The sequence below is a fragment of the Xanthomonas sp. WHRI 7065 genome, assembly GCF_040203115.2.
GTDB lineage: Bacteria > Pseudomonadota > Gammaproteobacteria > Xanthomonadales > Xanthomonadaceae > Xanthomonas > Xanthomonas arboricola.
Genome location: NZ_CP168194.1, coordinates 3,473,645 through 3,495,037, shown reverse-complemented (window position 1 = coordinate 3,495,037; position 21,393 = coordinate 3,473,645). Strand labels below are relative to the sequence as shown.

Annotated in this window: 18 protein-coding genes, 1 other RNA gene and 1 pseudogene; 9 read left to right on the top strand and 11 right to left on the bottom strand. The window is 65.8% G+C overall.

What is annotated here, in order from left to right; genetic code table 11:
* Positions 1 to 276: 276 nt before the first annotated feature.
* Positions 277 to 1,662: an APC family permease gene (locus ABQY64_RS14730; protein WP_349779841.1), complete on the bottom strand. Its 1,386-nt coding sequence runs from the start codon at positions 1,660 to 1,662 to the stop codon at positions 277 to 279.
* Between the two features lie 195 nt (positions 1,663 to 1,857).
* On the opposite strand from ABQY64_RS14730, the gene ABQY64_RS14725 reads away from it, so the two are divergent.
* From ABQY64_RS14725 to cydB, 8 genes are all read left to right on the top strand, one after another.
* The gene (locus ABQY64_RS14725) at positions 1,858 to 2,622 is read left to right on the top strand and encodes a LuxR family transcriptional regulator (protein WP_039515206.1); all 765 of its coding nucleotides are present in this window, start codon (positions 1,858 to 1,860) and stop codon (positions 2,620 to 2,622) included.
* Positions 2,623 to 2,871: 249 nt separating this feature from the next.
* Positions 2,872 to 3,813: a proline iminopeptidase-family hydrolase gene (locus ABQY64_RS14720; RefSeq protein ID WP_349779840.1), complete on the top strand. Its 942-nt coding sequence runs from the start codon at positions 2,872 to 2,874 to the stop codon at positions 3,811 to 3,813.
* 825 nt (positions 3,814 to 4,638) lie between these two features.
* A complete protein-coding gene (locus tag ABQY64_RS14715; RefSeq protein WP_039526156.1) occupies positions 4,639 to 5,700 on the top strand; it encodes a polysaccharide lyase family 1 protein in 1,062 nt (353 codons plus the stop codon).
* Between the two features lie 258 nt (positions 5,701 to 5,958).
* Positions 5,959 to 7,347 carry an amino acid permease gene (locus ABQY64_RS14710; RefSeq protein WP_349779839.1) on the top strand — a complete coding sequence of 463 codons (1,389 nt, stop codon included), beginning with the start codon at positions 5,959 to 5,961 and terminating at the stop codon, positions 7,345 to 7,347.
* Positions 7,348 to 7,632: 285 nt separating this feature from the next.
* Positions 7,633 to 8,862, top strand: a complete 1,230-nt coding sequence (locus ABQY64_RS14705; protein ID WP_127159725.1) for a dipeptidase — start codon at positions 7,633 to 7,635, stop codon at positions 8,860 to 8,862.
* A 227-nt stretch (positions 8,863 to 9,089) separates the two neighbouring features.
* Positions 9,090 to 9,166, top strand: a non-coding RNA gene (locus ABQY64_RS14700) — sX9 sRNA.
* 185 nt (positions 9,167 to 9,351) lie between these two features.
* Entirely contained in the window at positions 9,352 to 10,749 is a 1,398-nt protein-coding gene (locus tag ABQY64_RS14695; protein WP_349779838.1) for a cytochrome ubiquinol oxidase subunit I, read from the top strand.
* Positions 10,749 to 11,765: a cytochrome d ubiquinol oxidase subunit II gene (gene cydB / locus ABQY64_RS14690; protein ID WP_039519768.1), complete on the top strand. Its 1,017-nt coding sequence runs from the start codon at positions 10,749 to 10,751 to the stop codon at positions 11,763 to 11,765. Before ABQY64_RS14695 ends, cydB begins: the two co-directional genes overlap by 1 nt.
* Before the next feature lie 37 nt (positions 11,766 to 11,802).
* Here the strand turns inward: cydB and ABQY64_RS14685 are convergent, their stop codons facing one another.
* The 5 genes from ABQY64_RS14685 to ABQY64_RS14665 form a co-directional block, all read right to left on the bottom strand.
* Positions 11,803 to 12,642, bottom strand: coding sequence for a prolyl oligopeptidase family serine peptidase (locus ABQY64_RS14685; protein WP_065032588.1), 840 nt, complete (start codon positions 12,640 to 12,642; stop codon positions 11,803 to 11,805).
* Between the two features lie 107 nt (positions 12,643 to 12,749).
* Complete coding sequence (mgtE, locus tag ABQY64_RS14680) at positions 12,750 to 14,111, bottom strand: magnesium transporter (protein WP_016904202.1); 1,362 nt, start codon at positions 14,109 to 14,111, stop codon at positions 12,750 to 12,752.
* A gap of 143 nt (positions 14,112 to 14,254) precedes the next feature.
* Complete coding sequence (ptsP, locus tag ABQY64_RS14675; RefSeq protein ID WP_349779837.1) at positions 14,255 to 15,985, bottom strand: phosphoenolpyruvate--protein phosphotransferase; 1,731 nt, start codon at positions 15,983 to 15,985, stop codon at positions 14,255 to 14,257.
* Positions 15,986 to 16,043: 58 nt separating this feature from the next.
* Positions 16,044 to 16,313, bottom strand: coding sequence for an HPr family phosphocarrier protein (locus ABQY64_RS14670; RefSeq protein WP_016904613.1), 270 nt, complete (start codon positions 16,311 to 16,313; stop codon positions 16,044 to 16,046).
* Positions 16,306 to 16,629 (bottom strand): PTS sugar transporter subunit IIA, encoded by a 324-nt coding sequence (locus ABQY64_RS14665; RefSeq protein ID WP_369920304.1) that lies wholly within the window; start codon positions 16,627 to 16,629, stop codon positions 16,306 to 16,308. Before ABQY64_RS14665 ends, ABQY64_RS14670 begins: the two co-directional genes overlap by 8 nt.
* Here ABQY64_RS14665 and ABQY64_RS14660 point away from each other — a divergent pair.
* Positions 16,519 to 16,770 (top strand): annotated as a pseudogene (locus ABQY64_RS14660) (GNAT family N-acetyltransferase); the annotation flags it as partial. The gene ABQY64_RS14665 and the pseudogene ABQY64_RS14660 overlap by 111 nt on opposite strands.
* A gap of 452 nt (positions 16,771 to 17,222) precedes the next feature.
* Here ABQY64_RS14660 and rapZ read toward each other — a convergent pair.
* The 5 genes from rapZ to ABQY64_RS14635 form a co-directional block, all read right to left on the bottom strand.
* On the bottom strand, positions 17,223 to 18,095 hold the full coding sequence (gene rapZ / locus ABQY64_RS14655) for an RNase adapter RapZ (RefSeq protein ID WP_039526172.1): 873 nt from the start codon (positions 18,093 to 18,095) through the stop codon (positions 17,223 to 17,225).
* Positions 18,092 to 19,042, bottom strand: a complete 951-nt coding sequence (gene hprK, locus ABQY64_RS14650; RefSeq protein ID WP_016904610.1) for an HPr(Ser) kinase/phosphatase — start codon at positions 19,040 to 19,042, stop codon at positions 18,092 to 18,094. The genes rapZ and hprK overlap by 4 nt, the downstream gene beginning before the upstream one ends.
* Positions 19,039 to 19,497 carry a PTS sugar transporter subunit IIA gene (locus tag ABQY64_RS14645; RefSeq protein ID WP_026064839.1) on the bottom strand — a complete coding sequence of 153 codons (459 nt, stop codon included), beginning with the start codon at positions 19,495 to 19,497 and terminating at the stop codon, positions 19,039 to 19,041. Before ABQY64_RS14645 ends, hprK begins: the two co-directional genes overlap by 4 nt.
* Before the next feature lie 21 nt (positions 19,498 to 19,518).
* A complete protein-coding gene (gene hpf, locus ABQY64_RS14640) occupies positions 19,519 to 19,836 on the bottom strand; it encodes a ribosome hibernation-promoting factor, HPF/YfiA family (RefSeq protein WP_016904608.1) in 318 nt (105 codons plus the stop codon).
* A gap of 87 nt (positions 19,837 to 19,923) precedes the next feature.
* Positions 19,924 to 21,321 (bottom strand): RNA polymerase factor sigma-54, encoded by a 1,398-nt coding sequence (locus ABQY64_RS14635; RefSeq protein ID WP_024938738.1) that lies wholly within the window; start codon positions 21,319 to 21,321, stop codon positions 19,924 to 19,926.
* Positions 21,322 to 21,393 lie beyond the last annotated feature (72 nt).

The window sequence follows — 21,393 nt, the reverse complement described above, 5'->3', positions numbered from 1 at the left end:
ACACGCATATGCACACGCATGGCGCCGCAGCGCCGCAGCCCAGGAATCGTCTGCAACACATAAGCTGCTCTACCTGCGGCAACTGCGATCACGCAGTGCACCGGCAGCGTCGCCTTGATCAAGCTGTCAGGCGATGCAGGTAGATACGCTGCATGTGAGATGGCGAGCGCGCATGACCTTTGCGGGCTTTAACAAGGCGCGCTCTACGCCCCTGCAGGCAGGCACGTCGACGACGCGGGCAGCCAGCAGCAAGGCTGCATATCGGCTCGCGACGGATTACTCCAACGCGTCGCTGGCGCGGAAGTCGGTCGAGCGACCACTGGCTTTGAGAAACCCCAACACTGCGAGCCCGACCACCATCCAGGCCGTGCCGCCGAGTTGCGCATGCCGGTCGGCATTGATCAGCACATAAGCCAGGATCACGATGCCGATCAACGGCGTGGCGACATGCAACAGCACGCTGCGGCCCTGTCCGCGGAAATGCCACAGCACCGCCACGTGCAACAGGATGAAGGCGGTCAGTGCGCCGACATTGCACAACGAGGACAGCAGCGCGATCTGGCCGACGAAGACTTCGCCCAGCACCATGCTCAAGCCCGCCACCAGCAGGATGGCGCGCTGCGGCACGCCGGTGCGTGGATGGATGTAGCGCAGAAAGGCCGGCAGCTGGCGGTCGCGCGCCATGGCGAACAACAGGCGCGAGGTGGCGGCCTGCGCCACCAGCGAATTGGCGATCGCCGCACTGATCGCGACCGTGAGCGCAATGACGATCTGCAACCACGGCCCGGCGATCAGGCGCCCGATCTCGAAGAAGGCATCGTTGGAGGCCTGCGCGCTGGGATAGCGTTGCAGGGTGGGCTGCAGCAGCGCGGCCAGCCAGGTCTGCAGCACGAACAAGCCCGCCACCAGCAACAGCGCCAGCAGGGTCGCGCGCCCGACCACGCGGTTGCCGCCACGGGCTTCTTCGGACAACGTGGAGATCGCATCGAAGCCCAGGAACGACACCACCGCCACCGACAAGGCGCTGAAGATCAGCTGTGGCGAAAAGGCCTGCGGGTTGTAGAACGGACGCAGGTTCCAGTGCGCACCATTGACGCCACGCTGGATCGCCAGGCTGGCCAGCACCACGAACACCGCCAGCACCACCAGCTGCGTGTAGAGGAAGAAGCGATTGGCACGCGCGGTGGTTTCGATGCCGCGCAGGTTGACCAGCGTGTTGAGCACCACGAAGAAGGCGATCCACGCCGGCTGCGGCACCGCCGGCAACACGTTGTGCATGGCGTTGGCGCCGACCACGTAGAGCAGGGTGGGCACCAGCAGATAATCCAGCAGGATCGCCCAGCCGGCCAGAAAGCCCATGCCGCTGCTCAGGCCGCGTCCCACATACGCATACACCGAGCCGGCGACCGGAAACGCCTGCGACATCTGCTGGTAGCTCAACGCGGTGAACAGCATCGCCACGAAGCCGAGCAGGTAGATCAGCGGCACCATCCCGGCGCTGATGTCGAACACGCCGCCGAAAATGGAGAACGGCGCGGTCGGCACCATGAATACCAGCCCGTAGATCAGCAGGTCCTTGAGCGTCAGCTGCCGCTTGAGCTCCTGGGTGTAGCCAAAGCGTTCCAGCGCGGCCGCGTCGTCGCGGCGGGAGGTGTCGGTCATGCAGGTGTCCGCTGAAAGGAATGCCGGGTCGCGACGCAGGCGCCGTGGGAGCGCCTGCAGGTCGATGCTGCAGTGCAGCTATCCGACCGGCATTGTGACGATAATGTGGCCGCCAAGCCCATCCATTGGTAAAAGTGCTAGGTTTTCCCTGCTGGATGTCGTCCAGCGGCACACGTCGACACCGAAGGACCCACCATGTTCGACACTCTGGCCAGCCTGGGCCGCGACCTGCAGGCGCTGCACACGCTCAATGCCTGCCTGGACCGGGTGTTTTCCGACGTCTGCGGGCTGGGCTTCCAGTCCCTGGTCTACGATTACGCGCCGGTCCCGCTGAGCCTGGAAGGGGCATTGATCACCCCGTCGGTGTTCATGCAGCGCAATGCGCCGGGCGACATGCAGCACATCTGGTGCGAGCACGGCTATTACCAGCACGACCCGGTGCAGCAGCGTGCGACGCGCCGCACCACGCCTTTCGTATGGTCTTACCGCAGCGACGGCGAGATGGAGGGCGTGGAATACGTTGGCAGCCAGCATCGGCAGGTCACGCGTTATCTGTGCGATAGCGGTATGGGAACCGGTGTCACCGTGCCCCTGCACCTGCCGGGTGGCGCGTTCGCGACGTTCAGCGCTGCGGTCGATGCGGTCGCGGCCGAGGCGCCACGGCTGGCCGAAGCGCAGCTATCGCCATTCCTGCTGCTGGCGCATACCTTCCAGGCACGCGCACAGGAGCTGCTCGATCCGCAGGAACGCCGCTGCCACCACATCGTGCTGACCCGCCGCGAGCGCGAGTGCCTGCAGTACTCGGCCAAGGGGCTGACAGCCAAGAGCATCGCCGCTGCGCTCAACCGTTCCACCGCCACGGTGAACCTGCATCTGAACTCGGCAGCGCGCAAGCTGGGCGCGCGCAATCGCGTCGAGGCCGTCGTGCGCGGCATGCACTATCGATTGCTGGAGCCGTAAGCGCGGCGTGTTCAGCGCCTGCGACGGTAGGCCGCGATAGGCGATTTCCCTGCGGCGAAAGTTTGCGATCGGCAGTCGCAATCGCTGCACGGGTTGGTGCCCGTCCTGGCGACCGATGATGCGCCCGGCCGCACGCGCAGCCGGCTCCGAGCTTCGAACGCGCCACGAACCTGGGAGTTTTGCCAGTTAACGCGCGGCGGTTGCCTCGCTAGGCTCGGCGCTCATTCTTGCCGTTAGCAGGCGCAGGTCATGCAGTCCACCGAGGGTTACGTCGAATTTCGTGGGTACCGGACCTGGTACCGCATCACCGGCGACCTGCGCAGCGATGCCTGCCCGCTGATCGTGCTGCACGGCGGCCCCGGCTGCACCCACGACTATGTGGACAGCTTCAAGGACCTGGCGGCCAATGGCCGCGCGGTGATCCATTACGACCAGCTCGGCAACGGCAAGTCCACCCATCTTCCCGATGCGGACCCCGGTTTCTGGACGGTGGGGCTGTTTCTGGACGAGTTGCAGGCCCTGATCACGCAGTTGGGGCTGTCGCAATACGCGCTGCTCGGGCAGTCCTGGGGCGGGATGCTGGCGGCCGAGCATGCGGTGCGGCGGCCGGCCGGCCTGCGTGCGCTGGTGATCGCCAACTCCCCGGCATCGATGGGCTTGTGGCGCGCTGCAGCGCTGCGGCTGCGTGCGCGCCTGCCCGAGGACATCCAGGCGGCGCTGGACGCGCACGAGGCGGCCGGCACCCTGGACGACCCGGCCTATCGCGCCGCAAGCCAGGTGTTCTACGCCCAGCACGTCTGCCGCGTGCTGCCCTGGCCTGCGGAAGTGGCGCGCACCTTCGCCGCCATCGATGCCGACCCGACCGTGTATCACGCGATGAATGGCCCGACCGAATTCCATGTGGTCGGCAGCCTGCGTAACTGGAGCATCATCGAGCGCCTGCACCGCATCAACGCGCCCACGCTGGTGCTGTCGGGCAAGTACGACGAGGCCACACCGGAAACGGTGGAGCCGTACGCACGCCTGATCCCGGACGCGCGGTGGCATGTGTTCGCCAATTCCAGCCATATGCCGCATGTGGAAGAACGCCCGGCGTGCATGCGCCTGGTCGGCAACTTCCTCGACGACCAGACGCCGTGGCCCGGCGAGCAGCTGGTGCATGCCTCCCTGCAGGACAGCCGCGCTGTTTGAGCGGATGGGGTGGGGTGTATGTAAGTGCACGTGAAGCTGAGCGTGCCCGGCTGCGGTGCGCAGCTGCGACGCGTCGCGATTGAGCATGCGCTGCCTTGCTTGCGCATCGTAGGCGTCAGTATGAGCAAATGATTGAAGAGTCCTCCTGTCGATACACGCAGCTATGCCTCAACCGCGTGTCGCTGAGCCGACACATCCAATGCGGATTGCCAGGCTACGGTCGAACACCACCTGACGTACCACGTGGTCGGACCGAATCGGCCTGACAATGTCGAAAGAGGCTGGTCGTAGCGCCAGTGCTCGCCCACTGTCGCGATTGATCCAAAGGCGCAATCACGCATCGTCTTCTGCAACGCGGCATCAAATGCCGTGTAAACCACACAAGCCATGCAAACCGCGTGTCTGCGATGACGCTGCTGCTACGCACCAATGACGCTCACAACATACGTTCGTGTGCAGTGACCACTGCGCAGCATTTCGTGTTGCACTTCAATGCTTAAAAAACGCAGCTGCCGCTAGCAACTGCGGTCGAAAGCGCGCGTGAGTAAACCAGCATCGGCCTGCGTTTGCATGCATGAAAAACACATCTGCATAAGCACAAAAACACTGCACACGCCGCAACGGTGTCCTGTCCCGGGTGTCTCTTGCTGTCTCTTTTGCATGTCCTGCACGGAGAACACCGTGGTGCGTCAAAGTTTCAGTGATGGATAATTGTTTTATGTTTTAAATCGCGCGAAGAATGCGGCCCCCACGCACCGCTTTGCTGTTGTCGTCGCTCCGGCGCAGGCAGCACGCATCGCTTTTCCACACTTTGGGAGAGGCTGCATGATCATCAAGACATTCCAGGGCGCAGTTGCGCTTGCACTGTCCGCCTGCGCTGCGGGCGCCATCGCCGGCCCGGTCGGGTACGGTGCCGGCACCACCGGCGGCGGCAACAAGACACCGGTCACCGTGACCACCTTCGAGGCGATGCAGGCTGCGATCGACAGTTATTCCGGCAGCGGCGGGTTGGTGCTCAACTACACCGGCAAGTTCGACTTCAGCAGCATCAAGGACGTCTGCGCACAGTGGAAGTTGCCGGCCAAGACCGTGCAGATCAAGAACAAGAGCAACATCACCATCAAGGGGGCCAACGGCTCGTCGGCCAACTTCGGGCTATGGGTGGTGGGCAACTCCAGCAACGTCATCATCCAGAACATGACCATCGGCCTGCTGCAGGGCGGTGAAGATGCCGACTCGATTTCGCTGGAAGGCAATTCCAGCGGCTCGCCGTCCAAGATCTGGGTCGACCACAACACCGTGTTCGCCTCGTTGACCAAGTGCTCGGGCGCCGGCGATGCGTCTTTCGATGGTGGCATCGACATGAAGAAGGGCACCCATCACGTCACCGTGTCCTACAACCATGTCTACAACTACCAGAAGGTCGCGCTCAACGGATACAGCGACAGCGACACCAAGAATTCGGCCGCGCGCACCACCTACCACCACAACCGCTTCGAGAACGTCGAATCGCGCGTGCCGTTGCAACGGCGTGGCCTGAGCCACATCTACAACAACTACTTCAACAACGTCACCACCTCGGGCATCAACGTGCGCATGGGCGGGGTGGCCAAGATCGAGTCCAACTACTTCGAAAACATCAAGAACCCGGTGACCTCGCGCGACAGCAGCGAGATCGGCTACTGGGACCTGATCAACAACTACGTCGGTAGCGGCATCACCTGGGGCACCCCGGATGGCAGCAAGCCGTACGCCAACGCCACCAACTGGATCACCACCAAGGTGTTCCCCGAACCGCTGGGCTACACCTACAGCATCACCCCGGCCGCGCAGGTCAAGGCCAAGGTGATCGCCACCGCCGGTGCGGGCACCAACCTGGCCGAGTAAGCGGCAACAGGGTGCGGTCACATGAATCCCCGGCCTGGCCGGGGATTCTTGTCTGTGGGTGCAGCTGGTTCGCGCCTGGCCGGTTCGCGGCAAGGCATGGCGGCCACCGGTGGTTGCACGTGGCAGTGAATCCCTGGCGGTGGATGCAGGCAAGCGCCCGCCTGGGTTGATCGACCTCGCTCCGGCGCCGGCGTCAAGAGGCGCGGCAGGCGCCGCGACGCGGTATCGTGTCGCGATCCCATCCATGCAAGCCTGTCCATGCCGCTTCCAACCGATCCCGTTGCTGAGCACGCTCCGTCCGCCGCGCCCACCTTGCGCCACGCGCTGAAACCGCGGCAATTGATGATGATGGGCCTGGGCACGGCGATCGGCGCCGGGCTGTTCCTGGGCTCGGGCGTGGGGATCCACGCGGCGGGGCCGGCAGTGCTGGTGTCGTACCTGATCGCCGGAGCGTTGGTGATCATCGTGATGAACGCGCTGGGCGAAATGGCCGCGTCCAAGCCGGCCAGCGGTGCGTTTTCCGTATATGCAGCCGACGCGCTGGGGCCGACCGCCGGTGCGACGGTGGGCTGGTTGTGGTGGCTACAGATCGTGGTGGTGATCGCCGCCGAAGCGGTCGGTGCGGCGGGCCTGCTCGCCTCGGTATGGCCGGCATTGTCGGTGCCGTTGCTGGCGGTGGTGTTCATGGCCACCTTCACTGCGATCAATCTGCTCGGCGTGCGCAATTTCGGCGAGTTCGAATTCTGGTTCGCCATCCTCAAGGTCGTTGCGATCGTGGTGTTCCTGCTGATCGGTGTGGCCCTGCTGGCCGGCTGGCTGCCCGGCGTGGTGTCGCCGGGGCTGTCCAACTTCACCCAGAACGGCGGATTCGCGCCCAAGGGGCTGGCCGGCATCGGCTCGGCGTTGCTGGTGGTGGTGTTCGCCTTCGGCGGCACCGAAATCGTCGCAGTGGCTGCCGCGGAAACCGCCGACCCGGGCCGCAGCCTGGCACGCACGATTCGCACCGTGGCCTGGCGCATCCTGGTGTTTTACATCGGCTCGATCAGCGTGATCGTGGCGGTGGTGCCGTGGACCAGCGCAGCGCTCAGCTCGCCGTTTGCCGCCGTGCTGGAGGTAGCGCGCATTCCCGGCGCGGCCACCGCCATCACCCTGGTCGCCGTGGTGGCCTTGCTGTCGGCGCTCAATGCCAATCTGTACGGCGCCTCGCGGATGATCTTTTCGCTGGCGCAGCGCGGCGAAGCGCCGCGGATGCTTGGCAGGACCAGCGGCGAGCAGGTGCCGCTGGTGGCGGTGATCGCCAGCGTGCTGTTCGGGTTTGCCGCAGCCGCGCTGGAGCTGCTGTACCCCAACAAGGTGTTGCCGATGCTGCTCAACATCGTCGGCGCCACCTGCCTGCTGGTGTGGACGATCTCGCTGCTGTCGCAGCTGATCCTGCGCGCACGCGCCGACCGCGCCGGCATCGCGTTGCCGTTCCGCATGCGGGGTTATCCGTTTCTGACCCTGCTGGCCCTGGCGATCCTGGCGGTGATCTTCGTGCTGCTGGCGTCTTCGGCGGACACCCGCGCGCAGTTCCTGTCGATGGTCGGTCTGACTGTCTTCATCGCCGTGGTCAGCGAAGTGGCGCGACGCGTGCGTGCTCGGACATGAGCGTATAGGTCCACGTGGCTGAGTGCGTGATCGTCCAGCGGCGCAACCACGGCGGCAGTGCGCTGTTGCACACCGTCGAAGCGAGAACACGCAAGCAGTCTTGCGGTTTCCTTCCCCATCAGACAGGCGAGTGACTGGATCTGCCGATCCAGCTCGGCTACTGTCATTCGGCCGATTCTGTTTGTTGCATCGGTTGGCTGGAAAACATCGGCGCGCCAGGCGCGACGATGAAAATGCATCGCTTCATTCCTTGATTGTTTCAGCAATCATCGCCGGGGTTCGTGCATGCATGCCGTTTCGTCCGAGAATTCTGCTGCCTTGCCTGCCGCCCGCACCCTGGAGGCGGTGCATGCGCTGGCCTATCCGGTCGACACGCATCTGGACTCGCTGTATCTGTCGCGCCTGGGTGGCTTCGATTACTGGAAGGGCGACTGGAAAGCGCATCGACGCTCGCTGATCCTCTGGCTGATGTCCAAGACCTCGCCAAGGGGTCGCAACCAACCGCTGATGTACCACGTCAGCGGCCCGGACTTTCTGGCCGGCGGCTACGGCGCTGCCTGCTTCAGCGCCCACGCATTGTGGGAGAACCTCTTCGGCGCGCCGTTTCTCGACCCCTGGAACAACTGGGTGGAGCATCAGCGCTATGTCGAGGAGATGGTGGCCGCGAGCAACGGTCGGATGCGGCTGGCACGCAGCGCCGCCGAGCTGCGCGCGGTTCGGGCCGAAGGTCTTTGCTGCGCGATCCTGTCGCTGGAGGGTGCGCATATGCTCGGCCCACGCGGAGTCCGCAGCCAGGCGCTGCGGCTGGAGCGCCTGGACATCGCTGCCAGGGCCGGCGCCGCTTATGTGACGCTCAATCATTTCAGCCATACCGACATCTCCCAGGCCGGCTATGCGCCGCTCAATCCTTGGCGCGGGATCGAGGGCGCGGGGCTGTCGGAATTCGGCCGCAAGGTCGTGGAGCGCTGCATCGATGTCGGACTGCTGGTGGATCTTTCGCATACCTCCAGCCAGGGCGTCCTCGATGCCTGCGCCATCTGCGTCCGTCGCAACGTGCCGGCCTTCGCCTCGCATGCCGCCTCGCGCAGCGTCACCCGTGGCGCCGAGACGCGGCCGTCGCGTCATCTCGACCGCGGGCTCGACGAGGCGGCGATCCGTGCCATCGTCCAGACCGGTGGTTGCATCAGCGTCATTCTGGCGCCGTACTTTCTGCAACATGCCTATCTGGCCGACGGCAAGCCGAACATGGATGCCGATCTCGCCTTTGTCGTCGGCTACTACGAAGCCTTCGCCCGACAGATCGCCGCCATGGGGATCGTCGAGGATCCGTGGAAGCACCTGAGTTTCGGTAGCGATTTCGATGGCGGCATTTCCAGCCTGCCGACCGGTATGCGCAGCGGCGCGGATCTGCCCAGGCTCACGCAGGCGATGCTGGATGCCGGCTGGCCCACGCAACGCATCGTCGATGTGTATAGCGGCAATTTCCTGCGTGTCTGGGAGCGGGTGCGGCCGTAGCGTTTTCCGGCGACCTGCGTGTGGATGGGGTGGGGCAGCGCGGCGACCTTCCATCGCGTACCGGTGTACCTGCGAGAGCCGGGTGCATCGCAGTGACCGGCCTGCGTGCAACGCGTCTGCATGCGAGAAATGCGCGCTGCAGTGCACACTGGGTGTAGCATCGCCCAGAGAGCCAACAAAACTACAACGCCGCCGTCAGGCAGGTGCAGCCGGGGCTACGAATCGGCATGAGCCACGCCTGCGCTGCGGTTCCGGGCGCGCCGTCCGCACCCACCTGACGGCCACTCGCTGCGTGTTGTGGGCCGCTGCTGACTGCACAAGCGCGGCAATTTGCCGCAGATGCGACGCCGTGTCGCATCGGGAACGAGCACGACCGTCCTTATGATGATCCCGTAGCGCAGAGGTCGCGATCGACCGGCACTGGTGTTCGGCAATCGACCTGCAGCCTGTGCGCTGATGCTGCCCCATCTTTTTCCTGGAGGATTCTCCATGGATGCCTTGCTGTTATCGCGGATCCAGTTCGGATTCGTCATCGCATTCCACGTGCTGTTTCCCGCATTCACCATCGGGCTGTCCAGCCTGCTGGCATTTCTCGAGTGGCGCTGGCTGCGCACCCGGCTGCCGGTGTGGCGCGAGCTGTATTTCTTTTGGCAGAAGATCTTCGCGGTGTCGTTCGGCATGGGCGTGGTCAGCGGCATCGTGATGGCCTTCCAGTTCGGGGCCAACTGGCCGGAGCTGAGCCGGATCGCCGGCAGCGTGATCGGCCCGTTGCTGAGCTACGAAGTGCTGACCGCGTTCTTCCTCGAAGCCAGTTTCCTGGGCGTGATGATGTTCGGCTGGGGGCGCATTTCCGAGCGCCTGCATTTCCTGGCGACCTGCATGGTGGCGCTGGGCACGCTGTTTTCCACGTTCTGGATCCTGTCGTCCAACAGCTGGCTGCAGACCCCGGCCGGCTATGAGGTGGTGGACGGCATCGTGCATCCGGTGGCGTGGCTGAAGATCATCTTCAACCCCTCGTTCCCGTACCGGCTTGCGCATATGGCGCTGGGCTCGTTCATCACCACCTGCTTTGTGGTCGGTGCGGTGGGGGCGTGGTATCTGCATCGCGGCGTGCACCGCGAGGCCGGGCTGCGCATGCTCAAGCTGGCAGTGGCCTTCGCGGCGATCACCGTGCCGCTGCAGATCTTCGTCGGCGACATGCATGGCTTGAACACGCTCAAGCACCAGCCGATGAAGATCGCGGCGATGGAAGCGCACTGGCATGACGAAGGCCAGGGCAAGGGGTTTCCGCTGGTGCTGTTCGCGCTGCCCAATGCGCAGGCCGAGCGCAACGATTACGAGGTGGCGATCCCGCGCCTGGGCAGCCTGATCCTGACCCACAGTGCGGAAGGCAGCATTGCGCCGCTGACCTCGGTGCCGGCGGCCGATCGCCCGCCGGTGCTGCCGGTGTTCTTCGCCTTCCGCATCATGGTCGGGCTGGGCTCGTTGATGCTGCTGGTGGCCTGGGTCTCGGCGTTCGCCTGGTGGCGCGGCAAGTTGCTGCAGTGGCGCTGGCTGCTGGCGACCTGGCGCTGGATGTTGCCGAGCGGCTTCATCGCGCTGGTGTCGGGCTGGTTCGTGACCGAGATGGGGCGGCAGCCGTACGTGGTCTATGGCCTGTTACGCACCGCCGATGCCGTGGGACCGCAATCGACGCTGATGACCGCAATCTCGCTGGCGGTGTACGTGGCCGGCTATGCGTTCGTGTTCGGCTGGGGCATCTGGTACCTGGTCAAGATCGGCAAGATCGGCCCGACCCCGCATGACGCGCCGCAGCTGGACCACGGCGAACACACCCCGGCACGGCCGCTGTCGGCGGCCGACGAACCGATCGACGGAGCCGCATGATGGACATGAGCAGCGTATTGCCGGTGGCGTGGTTCGCAGTGATCGGCTTCGGGGTGCTGATGTACGTGGTGCTGGATGGCTTCGTGCTCGGCATCGGCATCCTGGCGCCGTTCCGCAAGGACGAAGCGCAGCTGGATCTGATGATGAATACCGCCGCGCCGATCTGGGACGGCAACGAGACCTGGCTGGTGCTGGGCGGGGCAGGGCTGCTGGCGGCGTTTCCCAAGGCGTATGCGGTGATCCTGTCGGCGTTGTATCTGCCGGTGCTGTTGATGGTGATGGCGCTGGTGTTCCGCGGGGTGGCGTTCGAGTTCCGCTTCAAGGCGCATCGCTCGCGGCGGCTGTGGAGCAATGCCTTCGCTGCCGGCTCGATCCTGGCCACGTTTGCGCAGGGCGTGATCCTGGGCGCGCTGGTGCAGGGCCTGCCGATCGAAGACGACCGCTACGTCGGCGGCATCTGGGGTTGGTTCAGTCCGTTCGCGATGCTGACCGGCGCGGCGCTGGTGTTCGGCTACGCGCTGCTCGGCAGCACCTGGCTGATCCTCAAGACCGAAGGTCATGTGCAGCAGCTCGCGCGGCAGTTGAGCCGGCCGCTGACCATCAGCGTGCTGATCTTCATCGGCCTGGTCAGCGCGTGGTTGCCGTCGCTGCAATCGCATGTGATGGACCGCTGGTTCAGCGGCGCGCACTACCTGTGGCTGATGCCGGTGCCGGTGCTGGTCGCCATCGTCGGCTTCGCGCTCTGGCGCTGCACCGAAGCGGGGCGGCCGGATACGCCGCCGTTTCTGCTGGCGATGGGCCTGTTCGTGCTCGGCTTCCTCGGCCTGGTGCTGGGCATGTGGCCATACCTGGTGCCGCCGGTCTACACCATCTGGCAGGCCGCCGCGCCGCCGTCGTCGCAGCTGTTCGCACTGATCGGCCTGGTGGTGCTGCTGCCGCTGATCCTGGGCTACACGGTGTGGTCGTACCGCGTGTTCCGCGGCAAGATCACCGCCGATACCGGCTATCACCACTGAGCGGGCGCAGACCGTATCGGCGCGGTGCGCCGCCCGCTCAGCGCAGGCGTTGCCTGAACATCCACTCCCACATCGCCGGGTCTGCGTAGGTCGCATCCCAGGCGTTGTGGTTGCCGTCCGGATATTCGCTGTAGCGCACGTTGGCGCCGATGCCCTTGGCGGCGCGGTACAGCGCACGGTCGTCATGCGGTGGCACCGAGTCGTCCTTGGCGCCATGGAACATCCAGATCGGCACGTGTTTGAGCTGGGTGACCGCAGCGGTATACGGGTCGGCTTCCTTGGCCACCAGGCTGACGTAGAGCGTGCGACGCTCATCGCGTGGCGCCTTGAGCGCACCGCAGATCGGCACGATCGCGGCAAAGCGCTGCGGCTGCATCAGGCCGATTTCCCAGGCGCCATAGCCGCCCATCGAGATGCCGGTGAGATAGGTGCGCTGCGGGTCGGCACCGAATTCGGCGCTGGCCGCATCCAGCGCCGCGATCGCCATGCGTGCATTGATGCCCAGCCACTCCTCGTCGTCGGGCACCTGCGGCAGCACCACCAGCGCCGGGAACTCGGCGGTGTGTTCGCTCAGGTAAGGCCCGACGCCCACTTCGGCCTGATCGCGCCCGTTGTCGCCGCGTTCGCCCGAGCCATGCAGGAACAGCACGATGGGGCGCGGTTGCGGCGCCTTGGAGGTCGGCACGAACACCTGATAGCGGTAGAGCCGTCCTTCCAGCTGCAGCGTGCGGGTGACGAAATGGCCGCGGCGCCCGTCGTGGTGGCGCTCAGCCATGCTGGAACAGCCGGCCAGCAGCAGCGCAAGAATCGCAAGAACAAGACAACGACGGATCACGCACACCCCCTGACCGATGACATACCCGCAGTATCGCCGCATGCAGCTGTGCTGGCATGTCGCATTGCGGCGATTTCTGTCGAATATTCATCTGATTGTCGCCGCGGTGTGCTCGGCGCAACGTTGATCGCCACGGCCCGACACGGCGACTACGGCAGCAGGATCAGCGTCGCCAGGCCGAGGAAGCTCAGGAACCCCATCACGTCGGTCAGCGTGGTCAGGATCACGCCACCGGCCAATGCCGGATCGAAGCCCAGCCGTTTCAGCGTCACCGGCACCAGCACCCCGCCGAATGCGGCGGTGAGCATGTTCAAGGTCAGCGCGGTGCCGATCACCAGCGACAGCATCGGCTGCTGGAACCAGGCCAGCACGATCAGACCCAGGCCCACGCCCAGCACCAGGCCGTTGATCAGCGCGACGGTGAGCTCCTTCTTGAGCAGGGTCATCACGTTGGAAGAGCCGATCTGGCCCAGCGCCAGGCCGCGTACCATCAGGGCCAGTACCTGGGTGCCGGCATTGCCGCCCATGCCGGCGACGATCGGCATCAACGCTGCCAGCGCCACCAGCTTCTCGATCGTGCCTTCGAAGCGGCTGACCACGCTGGACGCGAGGAAGGCGGTGCACAGGTTGATGCCCAGCCAGATCAGGCGGCGGCGGAAGGCGCGCCGCGCCGGGCTGAACATGTCCTCGTCCTCGTCCAGACCGGCCGCGCTCATGGCCTGGTGTTCGGCCTGTTCGCGGATGATGTCGACCACGTCGTCGATGGTGATGCGGCCGAGCAGGATGTTGTTGTCGTCCACCACCGGCGCGGAGATCCAGTCGTGGTCCGAGAAGCGCCGTGCCACCTCGTCGGAGCCATCGCCGACATCGATCGCCGGTTGTTCGTCGTCGATCAGGCGGTTGACCGGCGTGCTGTCCTCATGGGTGACCAGCGCGGCCAGTGACACCCGGCCCAGGTACTGGTGGCGCCGGCTCACCACATACAGGTGATCGGTGTGGTCGGGCAGCTCGCCGCGCAGGCGCAGATAGCGCAGCACCACATCGACATTGACGTCGGCGCGCACCGTCACCACGTCCGGATTCATCAGGCGGCCGGCAGTGTCCTCCGGGTACGACAGCACCTGCTCGAGCCGCTCGCGGTTCTCGCGGTCCATCGACTTGAGCACTTCGTCGATGACGGTGTCGGGCAGGTCTTCGACCAGATTGGCCAGATCGTCGATGTCGAGGTCTTCGACCGCGGCGACGATCTCGTCGGTGTCCATGTCGGCCAGCAGGCTTTCGCGTACTTCATCGCCGACATGCAGCAGCACTTCGCCGTCGTCTTCCGGGTCGACCAGCCCCCACACCACTTCGCGCTTGCCGGGCGGCAGCGACTCCAGCAGGTTGCCGATCTCCGCCGGCGCCAGCGTATTGACCAGCCGGCGTACCGGGCCCAGGCGTCCGCTATCGAGCGCATCGGACAGCAATCGCAGCTGGCGCGCGGTCTTGTCGTGGCGGACGGCTTCGGCCATGCGCGGCTCCCTGGAAGAGTGGACACGTCCCGATGGAAGACGCGCTGCTGAGTCAGCACGGCATTATCGCTTGCGCACGGTGACGAAACATACAGTGCCGCTCGCAACGCGTTAGAACATCGCCTGCGCGATGACGCGATCGCTCAGCGCGCCAGGCCCTGCGCGACGGTAGTCAGCCACTTCTCGATGCCTTTGCGGTCGCGCGCGCGCAGCAGCTTGTCGCCCTGCACGCGCAACTCGCCCAGGTGGATGTCGCGCACCGCACGGCGCACTTCCAGCAGCGTGGCCGGATGCAGGCTGAACTCGGTGAGCCCCAGCGCCAGCAACATCGGCACGAAGCGCGGGTCGCCCGCGATCTCGCCGCACACCGCCACCGGCTTGGCGTACGCGCGCCCGGTGGCGATCACCTGCGCGATCAGGCGCAGCACCGCCGGATGCAACGGCGAATACAGCTCGCCCAATGCCTCGTTGTTGCGATCCACCGCGAGCAGGTACTGCACCAGATCGTTGGTACCGATCGACAGGAAATCGATGTCGTCGATAAAGCAGTCCAGCGCCAGGGCCGCAGCCGGCACTTCGATCATCGCGCCCAGCGGGATGTGCTCGGCGATCTCGTGGCCTTGTTCGCGCAATTGCGCGGCCAGCTTCTTGATCTGCCGGCGCAGCAGCTGTACTTCCTCGCGGCCGCTGACCATCGGCACCAGGATGCGCACCGGTCCGTAGCCGGAGGCGCGCAGGATTGCGCGCAACTGCGCCTGCGCCACCGCAGGCCGGGCCAGCGATAACCGCACCCCGCGCAAGCCCAGCGCCGGGTTGTCCTCATCGCTCAAGGTCAGGCCGGTGCGGTCGGCCTTGTCGGCGCCCAGATCCAGGGTGCGGATGGTGACCGGTCGGCCGCTCATGCCCAGCACGGTGTCGCGATAGGTATGGAACTGTTCTTCTTCGTCCGGCAGCTCGTTGCGCTGCAGGAACAGGAATTCGGTGCGATACAGGCCAAGGCCGCTGGCGCCGAGGGCGTGCGCCTTGGCCACGTCCTCCAGCGATTCGGCGTTGGCCAGCAGCGTGATATCGACGTTGTCGCGCGTGCGCGTGGGTTTGGAGCGCAGCCGTCCGAGTTCCCGCTGCTCCTTGGCCAGCGCGCGCAGGCGCTCGCGGTAGTCGCGCAGATGCTCGGGCTTGGGGTCGACGATGACCTGGCCGGAGCCGGCATCGACGATCAACACATCGCCATCGTCGATCCGCTGGACCGCATCGCTCACCCCCACCACCAGCGGCAGGTGCAGGCTGCGCGCCAGGATCGCGCTGTGCGACAGCGCGCTGCCGGCGGTGGTGACGATGCCGACCACCCCTTGCGCCTGCAGCTGCGCCAGCTCCGACGGCGCCACGTTGTCGCAGACCAGGATCTCGCCGGCCACGCCCTTGAGGTCGGGCGCGCGCTTGTGCAAGAACGCGTGGATGCGGCCGATGACGTGATCCAGGTCGTCCATACGGCTCTTGAGGTAGGCGTCCTCCATGCCGTCGAACACCGCCGCCAGCCGGTCACGCTGCACGCGCAAGGCGTAGTCGGCGCTGTAGCGGTGGGTGCGGATCAACTCGTCCAGGCCTTGCAACAGCTCCGGGTCGTCGAGCAGCAGCGCATGCAGTTCGAGGAACTCGCCGACCTCGCGCGCAAGCGCGCCATGCAGGCGGTCGCGCAGCTGCTGCATCTCGGTGCGTGCTGCCTCGATCGCCACGTGCAGACGCTGCAGCTGGGTTTCCACCTGGCTGGCGGGCACGCGTTGCTCGGCCACTTCCAGCGTGTGGCTCTGGCGCACGCGCGCGCGTCCGAGTGCGTTGCCGCGCGAGGCGGCATGTCCACGCAAACGCAGGCTCATGTGCGGCCCTGGCGCGGACGCGCCCTGTCGGTCAGCCCCGCACCGACGCGGCGCATGCTCAGCTGTCCTCGTCGAAACGACGCTCGAACAGGTCCACCAGCGCCTGCAGCGCTTGCGCCTCGTCTTCGCCATCCAGCCGCACCACCACGCTGGTGCCCTGGCCGGCAGCCAGCAGCATCACACCCATGATGCTCTTGGCATTCACCTCGCGACCCTTGGCCGCCAGGGTCGCGTTGCTGCGATAGGACGACAACGTCTGCACCAGCTTGGCGGTTGCCCGCGCATGCAGTCCGAGTCGGTTGGAAACTATGAGTTCGCGTTCAAGCATCGTCGATGATCGCTCCGTTGCGGGTACCTGCCGCCGCGGTGGCGGGCAGCTCCTGCAATCCTTGTTCGGGGTAGTTCATCACCCGCAGCAGCATCGGCAGGCTGAGCGCGGACACCCGGCGAACCGGCGTGCCGAGCTTTGCCAACCGGCTGGCGAGATTGCTGGGGCTGGCGCCGTACAGGTCGGTCATGACCAGCACGCCGTCGCCGCTGTCGACCCGTCGCATCGCCGACGAGGCCTGGGGCAACAAGGCGTCCAGGTCTGCATCGAGCGGCACATCGAACGCTTCGGTCTTCAGCGGCAACTGCCGCAACAGCCCCGTCGCCACGTTCAACAACGCCGCGCCGATGCCGGGATGAGTAATGAGGAGAATGCCACAGGCCATGCCGAAACGTTAACAGGTCGGCATGACCGCGCGATAGCGTTTGCCGGCACCGATGTGTTGCGAAATGAATAGCCGTTTAGGACCGCTGCAGCGTGTCGCGTGCACTGCATGCAGCAAGCGCGCCGCTGCCCGCATGGCGATGATCGCGACGTCCGCAGTCTGCCGATGCGAACCGCATCACAAGCGAACGCTGCAGTGCGCACATGGCAGGCAGTCCCTGATCAGAACGCGCAGACGAATGCACCGATCGAAAGTTTTTTCCCGCAGACCCAAAGCCTGCATCAGGCCGAACAATGCGACCCGCAGCAAAACAGAGAAGCAGCAATGCCAAAAAAGACGAGCTGCAGCTCCCGATCAGCCATCAAGACTAAACATCCATAGCAAGCGCGGGGCAGGGGCCCGATGCAGAAGCCAACTCGCAAGGCCAAGCTTCAAAGCACAGCTGTCATCGACCGTTCGCACATTCCAAGCCGCATGACACCGCTTTGACGATTCCCGATTCCCGATTCCCCAATCCCAGCCCTTCAATCCTGCTCACGATGAAACGTCGCCACCTCCGGCCAGCCCTGCTCGCGCGCATGCCGCGCCATCCGTTCGGCCAGATACACCGAGCGGTGCTTGCCGCCGGTGCAGCCGAAGGCGATGGTCACGTAGCTGCGGGTGTCGTTGCGCAGCCGCGGCAGCCAGGTGTCGAGCAGGTCCACGATCTGCGCGCTGTAGCGCACCACGTCCGGTTCCTTGTCCAGATACTCGCGCACGCCGGCATCGCGGCCGGTCAGCGGGCGCAGTTCCGGGTCCCAATGCGGATTGGGCAGGACGCGCGCATCGAACACGAAGTCGGCCTCGGCCGGCACGCCGCGTTTGTAGGCGAACGATTCGAACAGCAGCGACAGCCGGTCGCTGCTGCCGAGCGCGAATTCGGTGACCACGCGGCGACGCAGCTGGTGCACGTTGAGCGCGCTGGTGTCGATGATGGCGTCGGCCTGCGTGCGCAGCGGTTCGGTCAACTGCCGCTCGCGGGTGATCGCTTCCGGCAAGGCCAGGCCCAGATGGCTGAGCGGGTGGCGGCGGCGGGTATCGGCGTAGCGCTTGATCAGCGCCTCGTCGCTGGCCTCGAAAAACAGCAGCCGCGCCTCGATGCCGTATTCCTGCGCGGCCTGGCGCCATTGCGCCAGCTGGGTCAGGTCGCTGCGGCTGCGTACATCGATGCCCACCGCCAGCCGCTGGTCGCCGAGCGGATTGCCGCGCAGGCGGCTGCGCACGAAATCCGGCAGCAGCTCCACCGGCAGGTTGTCCGAACAGTAGTAGTCCAGATCCTCGAAGGTCTTCAACGCGACCGATTTGCCCGAGCCGGACAGCCCGCTCACGATCATCAACGTGGAGGGCGCAATACTCATGGCGTGCGTCGCTCCAGCAGGTTGCTGTGCCGGGCGATGAACATCGCCGCCGGGTCGATGCCCTTGGTGCGCAGGATATGCAGGCGCGTGGCGGCTTCGGTCAGCACCGCCAGGTTGCGGCCGGGCATCACCGGCAGGGTGATCAGCGGAACGTCCAGATCCAGCACATGCCGGCTGCCGGAATCGCCGGTCAGGCGTTCGTAGCCCGACGGGGTGGGCTCTGTCATCGGGCGGGTCAGGTGCACGATCAGGCGCAGGTACTTGTTCTTCTTCACCGCGGTGTCGCCGAACATGTCGCGCACGTTCAATACGCCCAGGCCGCGCACTTCCAGCAGGTCCTGCAGCAGTTCCGGGCAGGTGCCGTCGAGTACGTCGGGGGCGATCTGGGTGAACTCGGGCGCGTCGTCGGCCACCAGCCGGTGACCGCGGCTGAGCAGCTCCAGCGCCAGCTCGCTCTTGCCCGAGCCGGCCTCGCCGGTGATCAGCACGCCGATCGAATAGATCTCCATGAACACGCCATGCAGCGTGACCCGCGGCGCCAGCGTGCGCGCCAGGTGGTAGGAGAGGTGATTGAGCAACTCGTGGCCGCGCTTGGGCGAGATCCACAGCGGCGTGTTGGATTCGTCGGCGGCCGCGCGCAGGTCTTCCGGGCAGGACTGGTTCTTGCTGATCGCCAGCGCCAGCGGCTGCACCTGGATGATCTTCTCGATGGTTTCCCAGCGTTGCCGCGCATCCAGCGAATCCAGCCAGGCCAGCTCTTCGGTGCCCAGGATCTGCACCTTGTTGGGATAGATCACATTGAGATAGCCGGCCAGCGACGGGCGGCGTGCATTGTTGCTGCCGGCCTCGATCTCGCGGTGCTCGCCTTTCTGGCCCGCCACCCAGCGCAGTGCCAGCTTGTCGCGTTGCTGGTCGAACAGTTCGCGTGCGGTGATGCTGGTATTCATGCGGCGCTGGCCTGTGCTGGCGGTGCGTCGGTGAGCAGCGCCATCAAGGCGTCGGCATTGGGGGCGGCGCGCAACTGCTGACGGAAGTCCGCGTCGGAAAACCGCTCGGCCAGTTCCGACAGCAGCATCAGATGCTGGTGGGTGTAGTGCGCAGGCACCGCCATTGCAAAGATCAGGTCCACCGGCTCGTCGCCACCGAAGGCCACCGGGGTGTCCAAGCGCAGCAGTGCGCCACGCGGTTCGGTGAGGTTGGGGCAGCGCCCGTGCGGGATGGCAATGCCGTGGCCGATGGCGGTACTGCCCAGGGCCTCGCGTTCGCACAGGTTGGCGTAGAGCTCGTCGGCGCCGGCCTGGCGGCAGGACAGCAGGTCGGCGGCGGCATGCAGGACGGTGTCGCGATCGGCGGCCGGCGACACCACGGTGCGCACGGCCGCCATCAGATCGGTTAAAGGCATGAGGGCATCAAGCGGGAAGCGTCATGCGGGATTGTCGCGCACCTCGCGTGCATGGTGGTTACATTTCTTTTCCTTGTGCTTGAGCACCAGGCGGTCGAGCTTGTCGACCAGCAGGTCGATGGCCGCATACATGCTGGAGCCGCTGGCATCTGCGTGCAGGGTGCGACCGGGAAGGTTGACGGTGGCGACCACGTGATGGTCTGGCTTGCGAACGGCCAGCTGGGTTCGGACTTCACAGTGCTGGTCGAAATGGCGCTGCAGTCGCTGCAGCTTGCTTGCCACGTACTCCCGCAGCGCGGGGGTCACTTCAAGCTGGTGGCCATACGTCTCGATACGCATCGGATACCTCCATTGGTCGGTGGGCCAATGAACCTTTCCGGTGATCCGACTCACCCGGCGCAGGCCGGCGTTGCGGTGGGTGCAACGTCAGGCGATACGCACGCGTTCGTGGGAGGCGGAAATGTTCATGGCCTCACGATACTTCGCAACGGTGCGCCGCGCCACTGGTACGCCGGAGGTTTTCAGCAGATCGGCCAACTTGGCGTCGGACAGCGGTTTGCGCGGGTTTTCCGCCTCGATCAGGCGCCGGATCATGGCCTGGATGGCGGTGCTGGAGGCCTCGCCGCCGCTGTCGGTGTCGATGCCGGAGGCAAAGAACGAGCGCAACGCGATGGTGCCGCGCGGGGTGCGCACGTATTTGCGCGCGATCGCGCGGGAAATGGTGGATTCGTGCAGGCCGAGCTCGCCGGCGATCTCGCGCAGGGTCAGCGGGCGCAAGGCCTGCGCGCCGAATTCCAGGAACCCGGCCTGGTGCTGCAGCAGGCAGCGCACCACCCGCAGCAGGGTCTCGCCGCGCGCCTCCAGGCTCTTGAGCAGCCAGCGCGCCTCCTGCAGCTGGCCGCGCAGGTAGCCGGCGTCGGACTCGCCGCAACTGCGGATCAGGTTCTCGTAGCCGCGGTGGATGGTGACCTTGGGCTGCGCGCGGCCGGCCAGCGAGGCCCGCCACACGCCGCGCTGGCGCCAGATCACGCAGTCCGGCACCACGTAGGTGTCCTGCGACAGGTCGCCGATCTGCTTGCCCGGGCGCGGGTCCAGCGAGCGCACCAATTGGACCGCCTGCTCGACATCGGCGGTGGAGCGCTTGAGTTCGTGCGCCAGGCCGGCCACGCCGCTGCGCGGCAGGCGCTCCAGCGGGCCGGCGACGATCTGCAGCGCCAGCTCGCGCCCCGGAGTGGCCGGGTCGAGTACGGCCAATTGCAGTGCCAGGCATTCGCCAAGAGTGCGCGCACCCACGCCGACCGGGTCGAAGCGCTGGATCTGGTGCAGCACGGTCAGCACTTCGGCCTCGTCCACCGCCGCACCGAGCGCCAGCGTTTCCAGAATCGCCGACAGCGGCTCGCGCAGGTAGCCGTCCTCATCCAGCGCATCGATCAGCAGCGCGCCGATCTGGCGGTCGCGCGGCGACAGCGGCGACAGGTGCAGCTGCCACAGCAGGTGGTCGGCCAGGGTTTCGGATTCGGCTACGCGCTCGGCGGCATCGCCGGACTCGTCGTCGTCGAAGCTGCCGCCGCTGCCCGACCCGGTCCACTGCAGTTCGTCCTGTGACCAGTCGTCATCGCGCTCGGCCGGTGCCGGTTCCTCGCGCGGGGTGTCGTCGGTGGAGGCGGCCGACGACGCGTCCACCGGCAGCTCGTTGGCCGCATGCGCGGCCTCGTCGGCCCATTCCAGCAGCGGATTGGTCTCCACCGCTTCGGCGATTTCCAGTTCCAGCTCGGTGGTGGACATCTGCAATAGCTTGATCGCCTGACGCAACTGCGGCGTCATGACCAACTGCTGTCCTAGCGATGTCTGGAGCCGGGCTTTCATGCGGGCACTGACTGGAAGAATCGATGGCGC